General features: G+C 75.6%; 19 protein-coding genes. 13 read left to right on the forward strand and 6 right to left on the reverse strand.

The genetic code is table 11. From position 1 onward, the window contains the following. The first annotated feature begins 3 nt into the window (after positions 1 to 3). Entirely contained in the window at positions 4 to 1509 is a 1506-nt protein-coding gene (locus AC1050_RS00220; RefSeq protein ID WP_482385375.1) for a PucR family transcriptional regulator, read from the forward strand. 7 nt (positions 1510 to 1516) lie between these two features. On the opposite strand, the gene AC1050_RS00225 is transcribed toward AC1050_RS00220, so the two are convergent. Genes AC1050_RS00225 through AC1050_RS00235 form a run of 3 tightly spaced genes read right to left on the reverse strand, consistent with a single transcriptional unit; the run spans position 1517 to position 3137 of the window. Next, entirely contained in the window at positions 1517 to 2449 is a 933-nt protein-coding gene (locus AC1050_RS00225; RefSeq protein ID WP_482385376.1) for an SURF1 family cytochrome oxidase biogenesis protein, read from the reverse strand. Then, on the reverse strand, positions 2446 to 2715 hold the full coding sequence (locus tag AC1050_RS00230) for a hypothetical protein (RefSeq protein ID WP_482385377.1): 270 nt from the start codon (positions 2713 to 2715) through the stop codon (positions 2446 to 2448). Before AC1050_RS00230 ends, AC1050_RS00225 begins: the two co-directional genes overlap by 4 nt. Beyond that, on the reverse strand, positions 2712 to 3137 hold the full coding sequence (locus tag AC1050_RS00235; RefSeq protein ID WP_482385378.1) for a DUF3099 domain-containing protein: 426 nt from the start codon (positions 3135 to 3137) through the stop codon (positions 2712 to 2714). Before AC1050_RS00235 ends, AC1050_RS00230 begins: the two co-directional genes overlap by 4 nt. Before the next feature lie 83 nt (positions 3138 to 3220). On the opposite strand from AC1050_RS00235, the gene AC1050_RS00240 reads away from it, so the two are divergent. The 4 genes from AC1050_RS00240 (at position 3221) to AC1050_RS00255 (ending at position 5861) form a co-directional block, all read left to right on the forward strand. Next, entirely contained in the window at positions 3221 to 3682 is a 462-nt protein-coding gene (locus AC1050_RS00240) for a GNAT family N-acetyltransferase (protein WP_482385379.1), read from the forward strand. Positions 3683 to 3776: 94 nt separating this feature from the next. Continuing rightward, complete coding sequence (gene fabG / locus AC1050_RS00245; protein ID WP_482385380.1) at positions 3777 to 4517, forward strand: 3-oxoacyl-ACP reductase FabG; 741 nt, start codon at positions 3777 to 3779, stop codon at positions 4515 to 4517. 35 nt (positions 4518 to 4552) lie between these two features. Further along, positions 4553 to 5320: an enoyl-ACP reductase FabI gene (gene fabI, locus AC1050_RS00250; protein ID WP_482385381.1), complete on the forward strand. Its 768-nt coding sequence runs from the start codon at positions 4553 to 4555 to the stop codon at positions 5318 to 5320. Between the two features lie 19 nt (positions 5321 to 5339). Continuing rightward, the gene (locus tag AC1050_RS00255; protein WP_482385382.1) at positions 5340 to 5861 is read left to right on the forward strand and encodes a SixA phosphatase family protein; all 522 of its coding nucleotides are present in this window, start codon (positions 5340 to 5342) and stop codon (positions 5859 to 5861) included. Between the two features lie 124 nt (positions 5862 to 5985). On the opposite strand, the gene serB is transcribed toward AC1050_RS00255, so the two are convergent. Both serB and AC1050_RS00265 read right to left on the reverse strand, forming a co-directional pair. Further along, positions 5986 to 6630 carry a phosphoserine phosphatase SerB gene (serB, locus tag AC1050_RS00260; RefSeq protein ID WP_482385383.1) on the reverse strand — a complete coding sequence of 215 codons (645 nt, stop codon included), beginning with the start codon at positions 6628 to 6630 and terminating at the stop codon, positions 5986 to 5988. 146 nt (positions 6631 to 6776) lie between these two features. Continuing rightward, positions 6777 to 8018, reverse strand: a complete 1242-nt coding sequence (locus AC1050_RS00265; RefSeq protein ID WP_482385384.1) for a glucose-1-phosphate adenylyltransferase — start codon at positions 8016 to 8018, stop codon at positions 6777 to 6779. Positions 8019 to 8088: 70 nt separating this feature from the next. Between AC1050_RS00265 and glgA the strand changes: the two genes are divergently transcribed. Then, positions 8089 to 9318 (forward strand): glycogen synthase, encoded by a 1230-nt coding sequence (gene glgA / locus AC1050_RS00270; protein WP_482385385.1) that lies wholly within the window; start codon positions 8089 to 8091, stop codon positions 9316 to 9318. Positions 9319 to 9353: 35 nt separating this feature from the next. On the opposite strand, the gene AC1050_RS00275 is transcribed toward glgA, so the two are convergent. Continuing rightward, a complete protein-coding gene (locus AC1050_RS00275) occupies positions 9354 to 10169 on the reverse strand; it encodes a hypothetical protein (RefSeq protein ID WP_482385386.1) in 816 nt (271 codons plus the stop codon). Between the two features lie 55 nt (positions 10170 to 10224). On the opposite strand from AC1050_RS00275, the gene AC1050_RS00280 reads away from it, so the two are divergent. The 7 genes from AC1050_RS00280 to AC1050_RS00310 all read left to right on the forward strand — a co-directional run bounded on the left by AC1050_RS00280 (position 10225) and on the right by AC1050_RS00310 (position 18914). Continuing rightward, positions 10225 to 11010: an ABC transporter ATP-binding protein gene (locus AC1050_RS00280; RefSeq protein ID WP_482385387.1), complete on the forward strand. Its 786-nt coding sequence runs from the start codon at positions 10225 to 10227 to the stop codon at positions 11008 to 11010. Positions 11011 to 11201: 191 nt separating this feature from the next. Continuing rightward, positions 11202 to 11681 (forward strand): NfeD family protein, encoded by a 480-nt coding sequence (locus AC1050_RS00285; protein ID WP_482385388.1) that lies wholly within the window; start codon positions 11202 to 11204, stop codon positions 11679 to 11681. Between the two features lie 70 nt (positions 11682 to 11751). Continuing rightward, positions 11752 to 12963, forward strand: coding sequence for an SPFH domain-containing protein (locus tag AC1050_RS00290; protein ID WP_482385389.1), 1212 nt, complete (start codon positions 11752 to 11754; stop codon positions 12961 to 12963). A 130-nt stretch (positions 12964 to 13093) separates the two neighbouring features. Beyond that, a complete protein-coding gene (locus AC1050_RS00295; protein WP_482385390.1) occupies positions 13094 to 13744 on the forward strand; it encodes a TetR/AcrR family transcriptional regulator in 651 nt (216 codons plus the stop codon). A 135-nt stretch (positions 13745 to 13879) separates the two neighbouring features. Continuing rightward, positions 13880 to 15613 carry an ABC transporter ATP-binding protein gene (locus AC1050_RS00300; protein ID WP_482385391.1) on the forward strand — a complete coding sequence of 578 codons (1734 nt, stop codon included), beginning with the start codon at positions 13880 to 13882 and terminating at the stop codon, positions 15611 to 15613. A gap of 47 nt (positions 15614 to 15660) precedes the next feature. Then, the gene (locus AC1050_RS00305; protein WP_482387205.1) at positions 15661 to 17577 is read left to right on the forward strand and encodes an ABC transporter ATP-binding protein; all 1917 of its coding nucleotides are present in this window, start codon (positions 15661 to 15663) and stop codon (positions 17575 to 17577) included. A gap of 86 nt (positions 17578 to 17663) precedes the next feature. After that, positions 17664 to 18914 carry an MFS transporter gene (locus tag AC1050_RS00310; protein ID WP_482385392.1) on the forward strand — a complete coding sequence of 417 codons (1251 nt, stop codon included), beginning with the start codon at positions 17664 to 17666 and terminating at the stop codon, positions 18912 to 18914. Positions 18915 to 19046 lie beyond the last annotated feature (132 nt).

Consider the following 19046-nt stretch of genomic DNA (forward strand, 5'->3'; position numbering starts at 1 on the left):
ACTGTGCCGCTGAACCAGGTGCGTGTCGATCATGTTGCGCTGGACGAGCTGATCGCGCAGTCGGACCGGTTCGACGTCGACGTGCTCGCCGGCGACCCGGTCGGCGTCCCCGTGCTGGGCGTCGAGACCCGCGCGCTCGACGACCTCGGCACCGCGTCCGCCGGCCACCTCGTCGTCGCCGCCACGGGTGCGGGCGGCCCGGTCCGCGCCTACCAGGTGGACGTCGCGGTCCGCCGCGCCATCGCCGGCGAGGTCGCCGCCCTCGTGCTGCCCGGGCTGGACGCGCTGCCGGAGACGGCGCGCGCGCTCGCGGTCCGCGGCGGGCTGCCCGTGCTCGGCACCACGGCCGACCCGACGGCGCTCGCGGTGTTCGCCGACCGGCTGGTGCGCCGCGGCGCGGCGGGGTCGCTCGCGCGCGCCGAGCACGCGGTGCAGGCGGTCGCCACGGTGCTGGCGACCGACCCGCCGGACGTGCGCGTGGCGGTGCTGGATGCGGCCGGCGCGGCCCTCGGGGTGCGGCTGCGGCTGGACGAGGCGCCCGGCGTCCGCTGGACCGACGCCGACGCCGTCTGCATCGGCGAGGTCCCGCTGGGCCGCCTGGTGGCCGACCGGTCCGACCCGGCGGTCGCGCTGACCCTGCCGGTGGTCGCGGCGATGCTGTCCCGGGCGGTCGCCCGCGAGACCCAGGACCGGTACGGACCGGTGCGGTCCCGCGCCGACCTCGTGGTGGAGCTGCTGCTCGCGGACTCCGCGCGGATCGACACGATCGGGGTGGAGGCGGCCCGGGCCGGGCTGCCGGTCGGGCTGTCGCACGCCGTCGCCTGGCTCGTCCCGCGGTGGCGGCCGGACCCGCTGCGCCGCGCGCCGGCGTCCCTCGGCGCCGCGCTGGAGCTGCGGGCCCTGCAGCTGGTCGACGCGCGCGCGGAGACCTGGCACGTCGCGTCGTTCCACGACGACCTGGTCGTCGTCGCGTCCGAGGAGCCGGGCGCGCCCGACCACCAGCGGCGCCTGCGCGAGGTGGTCGAGCGGCTCTGCGCCGACGGCCGGGCGCTGGCGGGGGAGGGCTGGACCCTCACGGTCGGGCTCGGCACCCCGCTGGGCGGCGCCGCCGGGCTACGGCAGTCCGCCGGCGAGGCGCGGATCGCCGCCGACTCCGCGGTCGCGGCGGGGCGGCTCGGTGCGGTCGAGGTCACCGACGTCACGGGGCTGCGCCGGGTGCTGCTGGACTTCCACGCGTCGCCCCTGAGCCGCTCGCTGCTCGACGACCTGCTCGCGCCCCTCGACGCGCTCGGCACCGAGCCCGCCGACACCGCCCTGCGCACGCTGCTGGCCTACCTGAGCACGCGCAACTCCCTGGCCCGGGCCGCCGCCCTGCTCACGCTGCACCCGAACGCGGTCAACTACCGGGTGCGCCGGATCGAGAAGACCCTCGGCCTGGACCTGGACGACCCGGACACCCGGTTCGCGCTGGAGCTGGCCTGCCGGCTGCGGCTGGTGGCCGGCGGCTGAGGCCGGCTCAGCGCGTCTGGGAGTCGATCAGCGCGTCCTCGGTCTCCTCGTCGGACGGACGGCGCCGGGCCCGCGGCGTGCGCGCGGGCACGCGGGTCCGCGCACGGCCCGGGGTCGTGCTCGCCGGGCCGGCGGCGTCGGTGCCGCGGGTGCCGTCGGTGCCGCCCTCGCCGCCCTCGTCGTCCTCGCCGGCGGGCGGCACCGCCTCGAGCAGCTCGCGGCGGGCCAGCCAGGTCAGCGCCGCCACGGAGCCGACCGCGAACGTCCACCACTGGAACGCGTACGACAGGTGCGACCCGGGGTCGGTGCTCGGCGCCGGGAGGGCCCCGAGCGCCGTCGGCGCGGCGGGGTCCTCGTCGACCGCCGCCCCGTAGCCGCCGAACGTGGGGACGCCGGCGTCGGCACCGCCCGCCGCCAGCACCTGCTCGACGTGGATGGCCTGCACCTGCCCGTCGGGCGCGCCGCGCTCGCTGGCGGGCTCGTCGGCGCGCAGGTGCACCGTGACGGTGACCTGCCCGGCCGGGGGCGCGGGCACCGACACCTCGCCGCTGGCGTCGGCGTCCCACGCCACCCAGCCGCGGTCCACCACCAGGACGGCGCCGTCGGCCAGGCGCAGCGGCACCAGCACGTGGAAGCCCGGCTGGCTGTCCACCGGCCGGTTGCGCAGCAGCACCGCGGCGTCGGCGTCGTACGTGCCGGTGACGGTGGCCTGCCGCCAGACGTCGTCCGGGTCCAGCGCGGCACCGGGCTCCGGCAGCAGGTCGGCCAGGGGGACGGGGTCGGCGGAGTAGTTCCGCTCCACCACCTGGATCGCCGCGTCGCGGTCGACGTGCCGGTGCCACTGCCAGCGGCCGAGGAACACGCACGCCACGGCCATGGCGACGCCGAGCAGCACCAGGCCGACGGCGCGGCGCAGGGCGGGGTTGCCGCGCAGCGTCATCGCAGGCCCGGCAGACCCGGCAGCCCGGGGCGCTCCCCGAGCTCGGTTCGGGGCAGGTCGGCGACGGGCACGGTGTCCTGCCAGAACGCGCGCACGCGCAGGTACTCCTCGAGGTGGTCGCGGTGCTCGTCGCACGCGAGCCACACCTTGCGGCGCTCGGGCGCGTGCAGCCGCGGGTTGTTCCACAGCACGCCCCAGGTCGCCTCGGCGCGGCACCCGCGGGCGCTGCACACGAGCTCGGAGACGGCGTCGGGCGTGGCGGTCATCGGGGGTCTCCGGTCGGGCCCTCGGGGGCCGGGTCGTCGTCGGTCGGGCGCGGGGCCGCTGCCGGGGGAGCCGGGCGAGCCGGGGGAGCCGGGGGAGCCGCGGGACCCGCAGGACCGGCGGGCGCCCGGGGAGCGGCGTCGAGCTGCGGCGGCAGCACGGCGTACGGCGGCGCCAGGGACTGCCGCTCGCGGCCGGCGTTGGCGAACAGCACGGCGATGTACGGCAGGACCACGGCGCCCACGATCAGCGTCAGCCCCACCCAGAGCGGCACGTGCTGCCACAGGATGGCGGCGAGCAGGAAGCAGACCACCCGGATGCCCATCTGCACCAGGTACCGCCGCTGCCGTCGCGCCTGGTCGGCGCCGAGCGGCTCCGGCGCGCTCGTGACGCTCTGCGGGGCGTCGGGGCTCTTCCTGCTCACACCTGATCGTAGGCGCCTCCGGGCGCGGACGCCGGGGTGACGCGGGCCACGCCAGGGCCGGGTCCGCCCGCTACGGTCGGACGGTGCAGCTCCGCGACTACGCCGACCCCGACGCCGAGGCCACCCTCGGCGTGTTCCTGCGCGCGGTCCGGGTCACCGCCGCGCGGGACTACACGCCCGATCAGGTCCGCGTCTGGGCGCCGGACGACGTGGACCCCGCCGCCTGGGCGGCCCGTCGTGCGGCTGCGCGGACCCGGGTGGCCGTGCGGGACGGCGTCGTGGTCGGGTTCACGGACGTCGACGCCGCCGGGTACGTCGACATGCTGTTCGTCGACCCCGCCGCGGCGCGCACCGGCGTCGCCCGGGCGCTGCTGGACTGGGCGGTGCGGACCGCCCGGGCCGACGGCGCGGCGGAGCTGACCACGCACGCCAGCGTGACGGCGCGCCCGTTCTTCGCGGCGCACGGCTTCGAGGTCGTCGCCGAGCAGCACCCGGTGCGCCGCGGCGTCACCCTGACGAACTACCGGATGCGCCGCCCGCTCTGACGCCGGGGTTGTGCGAACCGGACAACTCGCGGCGGGCAACCTGTGCCGCGCCGCTGCCCCGCCCCCCGCCGGGCGTCGGCTAGCGTCGACTTCCGTGTCCGAGACCTCGCAGCCCACGACCCCCCGCCCGGAGCCGCGCAGCGTGCTGGTGACCGGCGCCAACCGCGGCATCGGCCGCGCCATCGCCGAGCGCTTCCTGGCGAACGGCGACCGGGTCGCCACCCTCGCCCGCAGCGGCGGCGCGCCCGACGGCGTGCTCACCGTGACCGGGGACGTCACCGACACCGCGTCCGTCGACGCCGCGTTCGCCGAGGTGGAGGCCGCGCACGGCCCCGTCGAGGTCCTGGTGGCGAACGCCGGCGTGACCCGCGACGGCCTGCTGATGCGGATGACCGACGAGGACTTCGAGCAGGTCGTCGACGTCAACCTCACCGGCGTCTTCCGCTGCGTGCGCCGCGCGTCCAAGGGCATGATCCGCCTGCGCCGCGGCCGCATCGTCATGATCGGCTCGGTCGTGGGCCTGTACGGCAACGCCGGCCAAGTCAACTACACCGCCACCAAGGCCGGCCTGGTCGGCATGGCGCGGTCGATCACCCGCGAGCTGGGCGGGCGCGGCATCACCGCGAACGTCGTGGCGCCGGGCTTCATCGAGACCGCGATGACCTCCGACCTGCCGCAGGACCGCCAGGACGCGTACCTGGCGTCGATCCCCGCCGGCCGGTTCGGCGCCGTGGACGAGATCGCCGCCGCCGTCGAGTTCCTCTCCTCGCCCGCCGCCGGGTACATCTCGGGCGCCGTGCTGCCGGTCGACGGCGGCCTCGGCATGGGCCACTGACTCCCTCCCACTCGAACCAACGGATCGGAAGCACCATGGGTCTCCTCGACGGCAAGAAGCTCCTCGTCACCGGTGTCCTCACCGACGGCTCCATCGCGTTCCACGTGGCGCGCCTCGCGCAGGAGCAGGGCGCCGAGGTCGTGCTCAGCTCGTTCGGCCGGCAGTTCCGGCTGACGCAGGCCATCGCCCGCCGGCTGCCGCAGGAGGCGCCGGTCGTGCAGCTCGACGTGACCGACGCCGAGGACCTCGCGGCCCTGCCCGAGCGCGTCCGCGAGCACGTCGACCACCTGGACGGCGTCGTGCACTCCATCGGGTTCGCGCCGCAGTCGGTCATGGGCGGCAACTTCCTCGCCGCCGAGTGGGCCGACGTCGCGACGGCCCTCGAGGTGTCCGCGTTCTCCCTCAAGTCGCTGGCCACGGCCACGCAGCCGCTGCTCACCAGCGGCGGCTCGATCGTCGGCCTGACCTTCGACGCCCGGTTCGCGTGGCCCGTCTACGACTGGATGGGCGTCGCCAAGGCCGCCTTCGAGTCGACCTCCCGCTACCTGGCCCGCGACCTCGGCCCGTCGGGCATCCGGGTCAACGTGGTGTCCGCCGGCCCGATCCGGACCACCGCGGCGAAGTCCATCCCGGGCTTCGAGTCGATGGAGGGCGGCTGGGACGGCCGCGCGCCGCTCGGCTGGGACGTGCACGACCCGGAGCCCACCGCCCGCGCGGTCGCCGCCCTGCTGTCCGACTGGTTCCCGAAGACCACGGGGGAGATGGTGCACGTCGACGGCGGCGTGCACGCCATGGGCCAGTAGTCGTGGGACCCTGGTGCGCGTGATCCCCGGTCCCGCGCACCAGCTCGTCCTGCTCCGCCACGCGAAGGCGGAGCCCGCGGGCGCGCTCGACGACGTGCTGCGCCCGCTGGCCCTGCCCGGGCGCAAGCAGGCGGGCGAGGTCGGCACCGGCATGCGGGCGGCCGGCATCCGGCCCGACCTGGTGCTGGTGTCCGCCGCGGTGCGCACCCGGCAGACCTGGGACCTGGTACGCGCGGGGCTGGACGTCCCCGCCGACGTCGCCCGCGTCGACGACGCGATCTACGAGGCGGGCGTGCGCTCGCTGCTGGCCCTGCTGCGCGAGGTCGACGAGTCCGCCGGCACGGTGCTGGTGGTCGGGCACGAGCCGACGGTCTCCCAGACCGCCGCGGCGCTCGCCGGCCCCGGCTCGGACGAGGCCGCCGTGGCGCGGGTGCGCGTCGGCGTGCCGACGGCGGCGTACTCGGTCCTCGACGTCGCCACGCCCTGGGCGGACCTGGTGCCGGACGGCGCGCGCCTGACCGCGGTCGTCACCCCGGCCTGAGCCTCGCGACCGGGGAGCGGGCTCCCTGGGCTCGCCGAGGTCGTCACACCCGACCGAGGTCGTCACACGTGCATGACGACCTCGGCCAGGACTGACGACCTCGTGCCGGTCGCCGTGCCGCCGGTCAGCGGAACGGGGGCAGGTCCAGCACCGCGTCGAGCCGGTCCCGCACCACGGCGTCGGCCTGCTCGCACACGACCGGCTTGGCGTTGAACGCGATGCCGAAGCCGGCGGCCCCGATCATGTCGAGGTCGTTGGCGCCGTCGCCGATCGCCACCGTGCGCGACATCGGCACCCCGGTGGCCGCCGCGTACTCGCGGAGCGTGCGCGCCTTGACCGCGCGGTCGACGACCTCGCCGGCGACCCGCCCGGTCAGCGCGCCGTGCTCGACCTCGAGCGCGTTGGCGTGGAACCGCGTGACGCCGAGCCGGGCGGCCAGCGGCGCGACGACCTCGACGAACCCGCCCGACACCAGGCCGACGTACCAGCCCCGGCGGTCCAGCTCGGTGAGCAGCTCGACGGCACCGGGCGTCACGACGACCTCGGCCAGCACCTCGTCGAACACGGCGACGGGCAGCCCGGCGAGCGTGGCGACCCGGGCGCGCAGCGACTCGGTGAAGTCGAGCTCGCCGCGCATCGCGCGCTCGGTGATGGCGGCGACCTCGGCGCGGGAGCCCGCGTGCGCCGCGAGCAGCTCGACGACCTCCTGGGTGATCAGCGTCGAGTCGACGTCCATGACGACGAGGCGGGGCGGGGTCGGCGAGCTCACCCGCCGAGGCTACCGACCCGGCCGCCGGCCGCGCGCGGGCTGTCCACGCCGCGCGAGGTCGAGGGGTTGCCGGCGGCACCGCCGCGCAACCCCTCGACCTCGTCGCAACCCCTCGACCTCGCCCGGGGGCCGAGGGCGGGGCAGCGCTAGAGCGTGACCTCGGCGCCCTTCGGGACGACCGTGATGCCCGACTCCGTGACCGTGAAGCCGCGGGCCAGGTCCTGCTCGCGGTCGATGCCGACGCGGGCGCGCTCGTGCACGACCACGTTCTTGTCCAGGATCGCCCGGTGCACCTGCGCGTACCGGTTGACGATCACGCCGTCCATCAGCACGGAGTCGGTCACCTGCGCCCAGGAGTGCAGGTAGGTCCCGGGCGACAGCACCGACCCGGACACCGTGGCGCCCGAGACGATGACGCCGGGGGACACGATCGAGTCCGCGGCGTGCCCCAGGCGGCCGGCGCCGGCGTGCACGAACTTGGCCGGCGGCAGGCCGGTGTACCCGGTGTAGACCGGCCACTCGTCGTTGTAGAGGTTGAACACCGGCTCGATCGAGATGAGGTCCTGGTTGGCGTCGTAGTACGAGTCGAGCGTCCCGACGTCCCGCCAGTACTGGCGGTCGCGGTCGGTCGAGCCGGGGACGTCGTTGTGGATGAAGTCGTAGACCGAGGCGGTGCCGCGCTCGACGAACGCCGGCACCAGGTCGCCGCCCATGTCGTGCCGCGAGGTCGGGTTCTCGGCGTCCTCGGTGACGGCCCGGATCAGCGCGTCGGTGTTGACGACGTAGTTGCCCATCGACGCGAGGATCTCCTGGGGGGAGTCCGGCAGCCCGACGGGGTCCGACGGCTTCTCGCGGAACGCGGCGATCTTGGTCTGGTCCTGCGGGTCCGTCTCGATGACGCCGAACTGGTCCGCCATGCCGATCGGCTGCCGGATGCCCGCGACGGTCATCTCGGCACCGGTGGCGATGTGCTGGTCGACCATCTGCGAGAAGTCCATGCGGTACACGTGGTCGGCACCGACCACGACGACGATGTCGGGCCGCTCGTCGTCCAGGATGTTGAGGCACTGGTAGATCGCGTCGGCGCTGCCGAGGTACCAGTGCTTGCCGACCCGCTGCTGCGCGGGGACGGGGGAGACGTAGTTGCCCAGCAGGGTGGACATGCGCCAGGTCTTCGAGACGTGCCGATCGAGGGAGTGCGACTTGTACTGCGTCAGCACGACGATGTGCAGGTACCGCGAGTTGACGAGGTTCGACAGGGCGAAGTCGACGAGGCGGTAGATGCCCCCGAACGGCACGGCCGGCTTGGCGCGGGCGGCGGTGAGCGGCATGAGCCGCTTCCCCTCTCCACCTGCGAGGACGATTGCCAGGATGCGCGGCGCTGCCATGCCCTGACCGTAGTGCCACGACCGGGTGCACGGCGAGGCGAACCGGCCGTTCCGCGCTAGCGTGTCGCAGGTGAGAGTCGACCTGCTGACCCGGGAGTACCCGCCGCACGTCTACGGCGGTGCCGGCGTGCACGTCGCGGAGCTCGCCGCGGTGCTGCGGCGCACCGTGGACGTCCGCGTGCACTGCTTCGACGGGCCGCGCGACGAGCCGGGCGTGTCCGGCTACGACGTGCCCGCGCCGCTGCGGGACGCGAACCCCGCGCTCGCGACCTTCGGGGTTGACCTGGCGATCGTGGACGGCGTGGGGCGGGTCGCCGACGACGGGGGCCCGGCCACCGACCTGGTGCACTCGCACACCTGGTACGCCAACCTCGCGGGCCACCTGGCGTCGCTGCTGCACGGCGTCCCGCACGTGGTGTCGGCGCACAGCCTGGAGCCGCTGCGCCCGTGGAAGGCCGAGCAGCTGGGCGGCGGCTACGCGCTGTCGTCCTGGGCCGAGCGGACGGCGTTCGAGTCGGCTGCCGCGGTGATCGCCGTCAGCGCCGGCATGCGCGCCGACATCCTGCGGTCCTACCCGGCGATCGACCCGGAGCGGGTGCACGTGGTGCACAACGGCATCGACCTGTCGGGCTGGCGCCGGCCGTCGACGGACGAGGAGTGGACGGCGGCCCGCGAGGTCGCCGTCGCCAACGGGATCGACCCGGACCGGCCGGCGGTCGTGTTCGTCGGGCGGATCACCCGGCAGAAGGGCCTGCCGTACCTGCTGCGCGCGGCCGAGACGCTGCCGCCGGAGGTGCAGCTGGTGCTGTGCGCCGGTGCGCCGGACACCCCCGAGATCCTCGCGGAGGTCACCGGCCTGGTCGAGCAGCTGCGCTCCCGTCGCGACGGGGTCGTGTGGATCGACCGGATGCTGCCCCGCGCCGAGCTGGTCGCCGTGCTCGCGACCGGCACGGTGTTCGCCTGCCCGTCCGTGTACGAGCCGCTGGGCATCGTCAACCTCGAGGCGATGGCCGTGGGGCTCCCGGTGGTCGGCACGGCGACGGGCGGCATCCCCGAGGTGGTCGACGCGGGCACCACGGGCTGGCTGGTACCGATCGAGCAGGTGCAGGACGGCACCGGCACGCCGGTCGACCCGGACCGGTTCGTCGCCGACCTGGGCGCGGCGCTGGCCGAGGCCGTCTCCGACGCCGACCGGGCGCGCGCCTGGGGCGTCGCCTCCCGGACGCGCGTCGAGGAGCACTTCTCCTGGGGCGCGATCGCCGAGCGCACGGTCGAGGTGTACCGCTCCGTCCTGCGCTGAGCCGGGCCGGGCGGGAGGGCTGTCGCGCCCCGGCGTCAGCCCCGGCGCGGGTCCGGGTCGTCCGGCCCGGGGTGGGTGGCCACGGCCAGCGCCCGCCGGGCCGCCCGGTCCACGTCCCGCAGCGCGGTCGACCGCTGGTCGGCCTGCCACAGGTTGACGGCCGCGCCGTCGTCGGACGTCGCCAGGCCGACGATCGCGCGCAGCCGCAGCGCGCTGCCGATCACCCGCACCCGCCGCGGTTCCAGGTCCGGGGGCAGCACGCCGCGCGCGTCGGGCGTCGACCGCAGCGCCGCGATCTGCTCGGCGGCGTCGGGGCGCCAGCGGGCGACGTCCAGGGTGGTGAGCGCCTCAGTGGCCCGGGTCAGCGCGGTGGTGAGCTCGCGCTCGGCCTCCGCCAGGGTGCCCACCTGGCCCACGAGGGCCGTCCGCCACCCGGGCACCGCGTGCACGTGCCAGGTGACCAGGTGCCCGGACTCGAGCACGCTGCCGAACTCCTCGATCTCCGGCACCGCGGCGAAGTCGCCGTCCGCCGTGCTGACCAGCACGGCCTCGCCCGCGAGCTGCGCCGCACCGGCGACGGCGGCGGGTGCCCCGGCGGGGTCGCCCGGTGCGGGGAGCACCGCCGCGACCGTGCGCGGCCCGCTGGCCCAGGCGGCGACCAGGTCGGCGAGCGTGGCGGAGCCGTGCGCCAGCCCGGGCACCCGGGCCTCCGGGACGACGACCCGGTGCGGCTCGTCGTCGCCCTGCACGGCGACGAGGGTGCGCTGGACGGGGTCGGACCCGGCGCCCGCCCGGGCCAGCCACAGGGCGAGCCGCACGGAGCGCGGCAGGTCGAGAGGTGTGCGGTCCACGCCACCAACGTACGTCCACGTCCCGGCCGCTCCGGACGGCTAGGGTCTGGTGTCCATGACCGACGTGCTCCACCTGCAGGACGTGACCATCCGCCGCGGCACCACGACCATCCTGGACGGGCTGTCCTGGACGGTCCGCGAGGGCGAGCGCTGGGTGGTGCTCGGCCGCAACGGCGCGGGCAAGACGACCGTGCTCCAGGTGGCGTCCGGGCGGATGCACCCGACGTCCGGCACCGCCGACCTGCTCGGCTCCCGGCTCGGGCGGGTCGACGTCTTCGAGCTGCGTCCGCGCATCGGCCTGGCCAGCGCCGCGCTGGCCGAGCGCATCCCGGGCGGCGAGGTCGTGCGGGACGTGGTGCTGACCGCCGCGTACGGCGTGACGGGCCGCTGGCGCGAGGCGTACGAGGCGGTCGACGAGTCCCGTGCGGCCGACCTGATGAGCGCCTTCGGCGTCGCCCGGTTCGCCGAGCGCCGGTACGGCACCCTCAGCGAGGGCGAGCGCAAGCGCGTCCAGATCGCCCGGGCCCTGATGAGCGACCCGGAGCTGCTGCTGCTGGACGAGCCCGCCGCGGGCCTGGACCTCGGCGGCCGCGAGGAGCTCGTCGCCGCGCTGTCGGAGCTGGCCGCCGACCGGCGCTCGCCCGCGCTGGTGCTCGTGACGCACCACGTCGAGGAGATCCCGCCCGGCTTCACGCACCTGCTGCTGCTCGCGGACGGCAGGGTGCACGCCGCGGGCGCGGTCGACGACGTGCTGACGTCGGACAACCTGAGCGCGGCGTTCGGTACCCCGCTGCAGGTGGAGAAGTCCGACGACCGCTGGACGGCGCGCGGCCGCCGCTGACCGCGCGGCACCCGCTCGCAGCCGGCTCGGTCCGGCCCTGTCCGGTTCGTCCCCGTGGCAAGCGGGGGCCCGCTCGCCCCGCAGATCGGTCAAGAACTCGTCTAGGATCGGTGGTGAGCGGCCGTGGCGACACGGCCGCCGGCGACGTCGGTGCCGCGCCTCGCGGCACCCGTGACCGGGGAGGGGCCGACATGGGCTGGCTGTGGTGGCTGGGCGGCGCGCTGCTGCTCGGCGTGGCCGAGATGTTCACGCTCGACCTGATCTTCCTCATGCTCGCGGGCGGCGCCCTCGCCGGTGCCGCGGCAGCCGGGCTCGGCGCCCCGCTCGCGGTGCAGATCGTCGTCGCCGCGGCGACCGCGCTGCTGCTGCTGTTCGCGCTGCGACCGTTCCTGCTCCGCCGGCTGCGGACGCGCGGCGACCTCGTCGAGACCAACTCGGCCGCCCTGGTCGGGCGCTCCGCCGTCGTCGTGGCCCCGACGGACGTCCTGGGCGGCCGCGTCAAGCTGGCCGGCGAGGTCTGGTCCGCGCGCAGCGTCGACGACGGCGCGACGTTCCCGACCGGCGCGGAGGTGCGCGTCGCGCGGATCGACGGCGCCACCGCCGTGGTCGCGCCGGCCGACCGGCCCGCGGCCGACGGCACGGGTGCGCCCGGCGCACCCGCACCCCTCTGACGGACCGCGGCGGCCGACCGGCCGCCGCCACGGCACGCCGGCCCCCGGGCCGCAGCAGTGAGGAGACGCAGTGGACGACCCGAACGTCGGCACGATCGTGGGATGGGTGTTCCTCGCGATCCTCGTGATCTTCGTCGTGGTGACCCTGGTGCGCGCGGTGCGGATCGTCCCGCAGACCGTCGCGCTGCTGGTGGAGCGCCTCGGCCGGTACCACCGGACGCTCGACGCCGGGCTGCACCTCATCGTGCCGTTCGTCGACCGCGTCCGTGCCGGCGTGGACCTGCGCGAGCAGGTGGTCTCGTTCCCGCCGCAGCCCGTGATCACCTCGGACAACCTCGTGGTGAGCATCGACACGGTCATCTACTTCCAGGTGACCGAGCCCAAGTCGGCTGTCTACGAGATCGCGAACTACATCACCGGCATCGAGCAGCTGACGGTCACCACGCTCCGCAACGTCATCGGCTCGATGGACCTCGAGCAGACGCTGACCAGCCGCGACCAGATCAACGGCCAGCTCCGCGGCGTCCTGGACGAGGCGACCGGCAAGTGGGGCATCCGCGTCAACCGCGTCGAGCTCAAGAGCATCGACCCGCCGGCCTCCGTGCAGGGTGCGATGGAGCAGCAGATGCGCGCCGAGCGCGACCGCCGTGCCGCCATCCTCACCGCCGAGGGCGTCAAGCAGTCGCAGATCCTCACGGCCGAGGGCGAGAAGCAGGCCGCGATCCTGCGGGCGGAGGGCTCCGCGCAGGCCGCGATCCTCTCCGCCGAGGGCGAGTCCCGCGCGATCCTGCAGGTGTTCGACGCCGTGCACCGCGGCGACGCCGACCCCAAGCTGCTGGCCTACCAGTACCTGCAGGCGCTGCCGAAGCTCGCGGCCACCCCGGCGAACAAGGTGTGGATCGTGCCGTCCGAGCTCACCGGTGCGCTGGGCCAGTTCGTGCAGGGCTTCGCCGGCGGGTTCCCGGGCGCCGGTGCGGCGGACGGTGCCGAGGCGCCGGTCCGGCCGGCCGGGTCGTCGCCGCTCACCGCCGACGACCTGCCGCCGGTGGCGCTCACCGACCCGAAGGAGGCGCTGGCCGAGGCCCGCCGCGAGTCCGAGGCGGCCACCGCCGACGCGACGAGCGCCGGCACGTTCAGCGGCCGGCCGTTCGACCCGGTCGCGGAGTCGGGGCAGCGCCCGCGGTCGGGCACGCCGCGCCGCACGGAGCCGCCGGCACCGCCCGCCCCGCCGGCGCCGCCCGCCGAGCCCCGGGACGACGTCCCGCCGGCCCCGGCGCCCTGACACCGGTGAGGCCCGGCTGCTGACCCCGGCCTCCCGCGTGGACGACGCCCGTCGCACCTCCCCGGTGCGGCGGGCGTCGTCGTGCTCTTCGGGGTGGACGAGTGAGTGCTCACTCACTTAGGCTGCGCGGGTGGACGGGACGAGGACGGGCCGCGCGCGCCCGATGAGCCGCGACGAGCGGCGCGCCGCCATCGCGTACGCCACCATCCCGCTGCTGGAGCAGCACGGCTCACAGGTCTCCACCCGGCAGATCGCCGTCGCCGCGGGCGTCGCCGAGGGCACGCTGTTCCGGGCGTTCGACGACAAGGTCGAGCTGCTCACCGCCGCCGCGGAGCGGGCGCTCGACCCGACCGCCCGCGTCGCCGAGATCGACGACCTGCCGCCCGTCCCCGACCTGGCCGCCGAGCTGGTCCAGGTGGCGCGGGTGATCTCGGACGGGAGCCGCCGGGTGCGGCGGGTGATGCTCGCGGTGCACGGGATGCTCGCGTCGGAGGAGGGGCAGCGCGCCGCCGCCGTCCGCGCGGCCCGCGGCGCACCCACCGGCGGCGTGCACGGTCGACCCGGTCGGGACGCGCGGTTCCGGGCGACGGCCGAGGTGCGCGCCGCCGTCGCCCGGCGGCTGCAGCCGTACGGCGCCGAACTGCGGGTCGACCCCGACCGCCTCGCGCACCTGCTGATCGCGACGCTGATGGGCCAGGGCCCGCCGGTGCTGCCGGACGAGGACCAGCTCCCGATCGAGGACCTGGTGGACGTCCTGCTGCACGGCGTCGCCCGCACCTGATCGGGCCGCCACCCGCCCGGCGGCGCCCCCGGTCCGCCGCACCCGCACCCCGCCGCTCCCGCACCCCGCCGCACCCGCACCCCGCCCCGCCCGGCTCGTCGCCCCGCTCGGCCCCACGCCCCACCCGGGAGACCCATGCTGCTCCGCCTGCTCCGCGACCTGCTGCGGCCCTACCGCGCGCAGGTCGGCGCCGTGCTGCTGCTGCAGCTCGCGCAGACCGTCGCGACGCTCTACCTGCCCAGCCTGAACGCCGACATCATCGACAAGGGCGTCGCCGTCGGGGACACCGGCTACATCCTGCGGATCGGGATGCTGATGCTCGGCATCAGCCTGCTGCAGGTGGCCTGCTCGGTCCTCGCCGTCTACGTCGGCGCACGGGTGGCGATGTCGTTCGGGCGCGACCTGCGGGCGGCGCTGTTCACGCACGTGCAGGGGTTCTCCGCGCAGGAGGTCGGGCGGTTCGGGGCGCCGACGCTGATCACCCGCACCACGAACGACGTGCAGCAGGTCCAGATGGTCGTGCTGCTGACGTTCACCGTGATGGTGATGGCGCCGATCATGCTGGTCGGCGGCGTGGTCCTCGCGCTGCAGGAGGACGTGGCGCTGTCCGGGCTGCTCGTGGTGGCGGTCCCGGCGCTCGGGGTGGTCGTCGGCCTGATCGTGCGGAAGATGGTCCCGTACTTCCGGCGGATGCAGCAGCGGATCGACGCGATCAACCGCGTCATGCGGGAGCAGATCACCGGCCTGCGGGTCATCCGGGCGTTCGTGCGCGAGCGCCGCGAGTCCGAGCGGTTCGCCCAGGCGAACGACGCGCTGTTCGACACGTCGCTGCGCGTCGGCCGGCTGATGTCGCTGATGTTCCCGGTCGTCATGCTGATCATGAACGTGACCAGCGTCGGCGTCCTCTGGTTCGGGGCCGGGCGGATCGACGCGGGCGAGATGCAGATCGGCGCCCTGACCGCCTACCTCAGCTACATCATGTACATCCTGATGGCCGTCATGATGTCGACGATGATGTTCGTGATGGTGCCGCGGGCCGTCGTCTCCGCCGAGCGCATCACCGACGTGCTGGACACGCAGAGCTCGGTCGTCCCGCCCGCCGCGCCGGTGCGGCTGCCCCAGCCGCGGGGCCGCCTGGAGCTGCGGGACGTCGAGTTCCGGTACCCCGGGGCCGAGCGGCCCGTGCTGCACGGGGTGGACCTGGTCGCCGAGCCCGGGCAGACGACGGCCGTCATCGGGTCGACCGGGTCCGGCAAGACGACCCTGGTCAACCTGGTGCCGCGGCTGTTCGACGTGACCGGCGGGACGGTGCGGGTCGACGGCGTCGACGTCCGCGAGATCGCCCCGCAGGACCTGGGGTCCGTGGTCGGGCTCGTCCCGCAGCGGCCCTACCTGTTCAGCGGGACGGTCGCCAGCAACCTCCGGTACGGCGACCCGGACGCCACGGACGCCGACCTCTGGCACGCGCTCGAGGTCGCGCAGGCCCGGTCGTTCGTCGAGGAGCTGCCCGAGGGCCTGGACGCGCCGATCTCGCAGGGCGGCACCAACGTCTCCGGCGGGCAGCGGCAGCGGCTCGCGATCGCGCGGGCGCTGGTGCGCAAGCCGGCGATCTACCTGTTCGACGACTCGTTCTCGGCGCTGGACTTCGCCACCGACGCCGCCCTGCGGGCCGCCCTGGTCCCGGAGACCCGGCGGGCCGCGGTGGTCGTGGTGGCCCAGCGGGTCGCCACGATCCGCGACGCGGACCGGATCGTGGTGCTCGACGCCGGGCGGGTGGTCGGCACCGGCACCCACGACGAGCTGATGGCGACCTGCCGGACGTACCAGGAGATCGTGCTGTCCCAGATCAGCGCGGAGGAGGCGGCGTGAGCGCGCAGGAGCAGGCCCCGAGCGTGCGGCGCCCCCCGCGCCGCGGCATGGGGCCGATGGGCGGGATGGGCATGCCGGGGGAGAAGTCGCTCGACTTCCGGGCCTCCGGGCGCCGGCTGCTGACCGTGCTGCGCCCCGAGCGCTGGCGCCTCGCCGTGGTGCTGCTGCTCGGGGTCGCCTCCGTCGCGCTGGCCGTCACCGGCCCGAAGGTGCTGGGCGACGCGACCGACGTGATCTTCGACGGCGTCGTCGGCGGGCAGCTGCCCGCGGGCGTGACCCGGGCCCAGGCGATCGAGGGCCTGCGTGCCGACGGCCAGGACCGGCTCGCCGACATGCTCGGCGGGATGGACGTCGTCCCCGGGCAGGGCGTGGACTTCGCGCAGCTGCGCAGCCTGCTGCTCGCGGTGGTCGCCATCTACGTCGCCTCGGCGCTGTTCAGCTGGGTGCAGGGCGTGCTGACCACGGGGGTCGTGCAGCGGGTCGTCTTCCGGCTGCGCGAGCAGGTGGAGGCGAAGCTCGGCCGGCTGCCGCTGCGGTACTTCGACGGCCAGCCGCGCGGCGAGGTGCTCAGCCGGGTCACCAACGACATCGACAACGTCGCGCAGACCCTGCAGCAGACGCTGTCCCAGCTGATCACGGCCGTGCTGACCGTCGTCGGCGTGCTCGGGATGATGTTCTGGATCTCCCCGCTGTTGGCGCTCGTGGCGCTGGTGACGGTGCCGCTGTCCGTGGTCGTGACCGCGATGATCGCCCGGCGGTCGCAGCCGCAGTTCGTGGCGCAGTGGAAGTGGACCGGCGGGCTCAACGCGCACATCGAGGAGATGTACACCGGGCACTCCCTGGTGCAGGTCTTCGGCCGGCAGGAGCAGGCGATCCAGCAGTTCCACGACCAGAACGACGAGCTGTACGCCGCGTCGTTCAAGGCGCAGTTCATCTCCGGCATCATCCAGCCCGCGATGGGGTTCATCGCGAACCTCAACTACGTGGTGGTCGCGGTGGTGGGCGGGCTGCGGGTGGCGTCGGGGACGCTGACGCTCGGCGACGTGCAGGCGTTCATCCAGTACTCGCGGCAGTTCACCCAGCCGATCACCCAGATCGCCTCGATGATGAACCTGCTGCAGTCCGGCGTCGCCTCGGCGGAGCGGGTGTTCGAGCTGCTGGACGCCGCCGAGCAGGAGCCCGACCCGGCGCGGCCCGAGCGGCTGCCCGCGCGCGTCGACGGTCGCGTGGTGTTCGAGGACGTGTCGTTCCGGTACGCGCCGGACCGCCCGCTGATCGAGGACCTGTCGCTGGTCGCCGAGCCGGGGCAGACCGTCGCGGTCGTCGGGCCCACGGGCGCCGGCAAGACGACGCTGGTCAACCTGCTGATGCGGTTCTACGAGATCGACGGCGGCCGGATCACGCTGGACGGCGTCGACACGCGGGACCTGACCCGGGACGACCTGCGCTCGCGGATCGGCATGGTGCTGCAGGACACCTGGCTGTTCGGAGGCACCATCCGGGACAACATCGCCTACGGGGTGGCCGACGCCGACGAGGACCGCCTGGTCGAGGCCGCGGTCGCGACGCACGTCGACCCGTTCGTCCGGGCGCTGCCCGACGGCTACGACACGGTGGTCGACGACGAGGCCGCGAACCTGTCGGCGGGGGAGAAGCAGCTGCTGACCATCGCCCGCGCGTTCCTCGCCGACCCGGCGATCCTCGTCCTCGACGAGGCGACGTCGTCGGTCGACACCCGGACCGAGGTGCTGGTGCAGCAGGCGATGAACGCGCTGCGCTCGGGCCGGACGTCGTTCGTGATCGCGCACCGGCTGTCGACCATCCGGGACGCCGACGTGATCCTGGTGATGGAGCACGGCTCGATCGTGGAGCAGGGGTCGCACGCGGAGCTGCTCGCCGCGGGCGGCGCGTACGCGCGGCTGTACGCGAGCCAGTTCGCGGCGGCGGTGCCGGTCGCGGACTGACCCGGGACGGGCAGCAGCCCCCGGCCCGGGTGGAGGCGGGCCGGAGGGCCCGGACCGGGGCGGCCGGGCGCCGCTAGGGTCGGCCCGTGACGACGCGCACCGCGGCGGCCCCGCCGCGGCTCCACCGGGACCGGTTCACCCTGAGCATGTACGGGGTGTTCGTCACCTGGGGGTGGCTGCTCTACTCGTTCAACCCCAGCGTGCCGCTGCTGGCCCGCGAGCTCGGCGTGTCGAACGCCGCCGCCGGGCTGCACGGCACGGCGATGGCCGTGGGGGCGCTCCTCGCCGCCGCGCTCACGCCCCGCGCCGTCCGGCGGGCCGGCCGGCGCAGCACGCTGGCCGCCGGGGGCGTCGTGATCGCCGCGGGCGTCGCGCTCCTGACCACCGGGCGGGCGCTGCCCGTGACGCTCGGCGGCATCGCCCTGGTCGCCGTCGGCGGCAACATGGCGGTCAGCGCGGCGCAGGCCGGGCTCGCCGGGCACCACGGCCGGTCCGCGTCCGCCGCCGTCACCGAGGCGAACGGGGTCGGGTCGGGGGTCGGGCTGATCGGGCCGCTCGCCGTCGGGGCGTGCGTCGCCGCGGGCTGGGGCTGGCGCCCGGCGGTGGCGGTGACCGCGGCGCTCGCGCTCGCGACGGCCGCACTCGTGGGGCGGTTGCCGCTGACCGGGGTCCTGGCGCGGGCGCGCCGGACCGCCGACGTGCCGGACGCGCGCCCCGAGCCCGGCGGGCCGGTCGAGCAGGGTGGCTCCGGCGCCACCACCGCACGCGCGGTCCGGACGTCGCGCTGGTTCCTGGTCACCGTCGTGGCCGCGCTCGCGCTGGAGAACGCCACCACGTACTGGGCCACCGACCTGGTGCGCGAGCGCACCGGGGCCGGTGCCGGCATCGCCACGGCCACGACCGCCGGGCTGGTCGCCGGGATGACGCTCGTCCGGTTCGTGGTCGGGCCGCTGTCGCTGCGCGTCCCGCCGGCCCGGCTGCTGGCGGGCGCGTTCGGCGTCGCGGTCGCGGGCTGGGCGGTGCTGTGGACCGCGACGACGACGCCCGTCGCGATCGCGGGGCTGGTGCTGGCCGGGCTCGGGTACGGGGCGCAGTACCCGCTCGGCATCGCGCTGCTGCTCGGCGCCTCGGGCGGGGCCACGGATGCCGCGCAGGCTCGGGCCACGGTGGGCGGCGGGCTGGCGATCGGCGTGGCGCCGTTCCTGCTGGGCGCCCTGGCGGACGCGGTGGGGGCGCACACGGCGTTCCTGGTCGTGCCGGTGCTGGCCGTCGTCGGCGGCGTCGCGGCCGTCGCCGGCGCGCGGGCGTGGCGGCGGGAGGGCCCCGGCGGCGCGTGACGCCCGCCGCCGAGCCGGGCGCTGCCTGCGGTGCGACGTCCCTGCGAGGTGCGTGCGAGGTGGGTGCGAGGGGCAGGGGCTTCGCTGGACCCCGGACCGCCGGCACCCCGCCGGCGGCACGGCGAGAGGGAC

It is taken from the genome of Cellulomonas sp. NEAU-ZC6, assembly GCF_056844425.1.

Excerpts from the sequence above, each read along its gene's own strand:
- AC1050_RS00225 (WP_482385376.1), bottom strand. The coding sequence starts at position 2,449 with ATGACGCTGCGCGGCAACCCCGCCCTGCGCCGCGCCGTCGGCCTGGTG.
- AC1050_RS00230 (WP_482385377.1), bottom strand. The coding sequence starts at position 2,715 with ATGACCGCCACGCCCGACGCCGTCTCCGAGCTCGTGTGCAGCGCCCGC.
- fabI (WP_482385381.1), top strand. The coding sequence starts at position 4,553 with ATGGGTCTCCTCGACGGCAAGAAGCTCCTCGTCACCGGTGTCCTCACC.
- AC1050_RS00265 (WP_482385384.1), bottom strand. The coding sequence starts at position 8,018 with ATGGCAGCGCCGCGCATCCTGGCAATCGTCCTCGCAGGTGGAGAGGGG.
- AC1050_RS00280 (WP_482385387.1), top strand. The coding sequence starts at position 10,225 with ATGACCGACGTGCTCCACCTGCAGGACGTGACCATCCGCCGCGGCACC.
- AC1050_RS00285 (WP_482385388.1), top strand. The coding sequence starts at position 11,202 with ATGGGCTGGCTGTGGTGGCTGGGCGGCGCGCTGCTGCTCGGCGTGGCC.
- AC1050_RS00300 (WP_482385391.1), top strand. The coding sequence starts at position 13,880 with ATGCTGCTCCGCCTGCTCCGCGACCTGCTGCGGCCCTACCGCGCGCAG.
- AC1050_RS00305 (WP_482387205.1), top strand. The coding sequence starts at position 15,661 with ATGGGGCCGATGGGCGGGATGGGCATGCCGGGGGAGAAGTCGCTCGAC.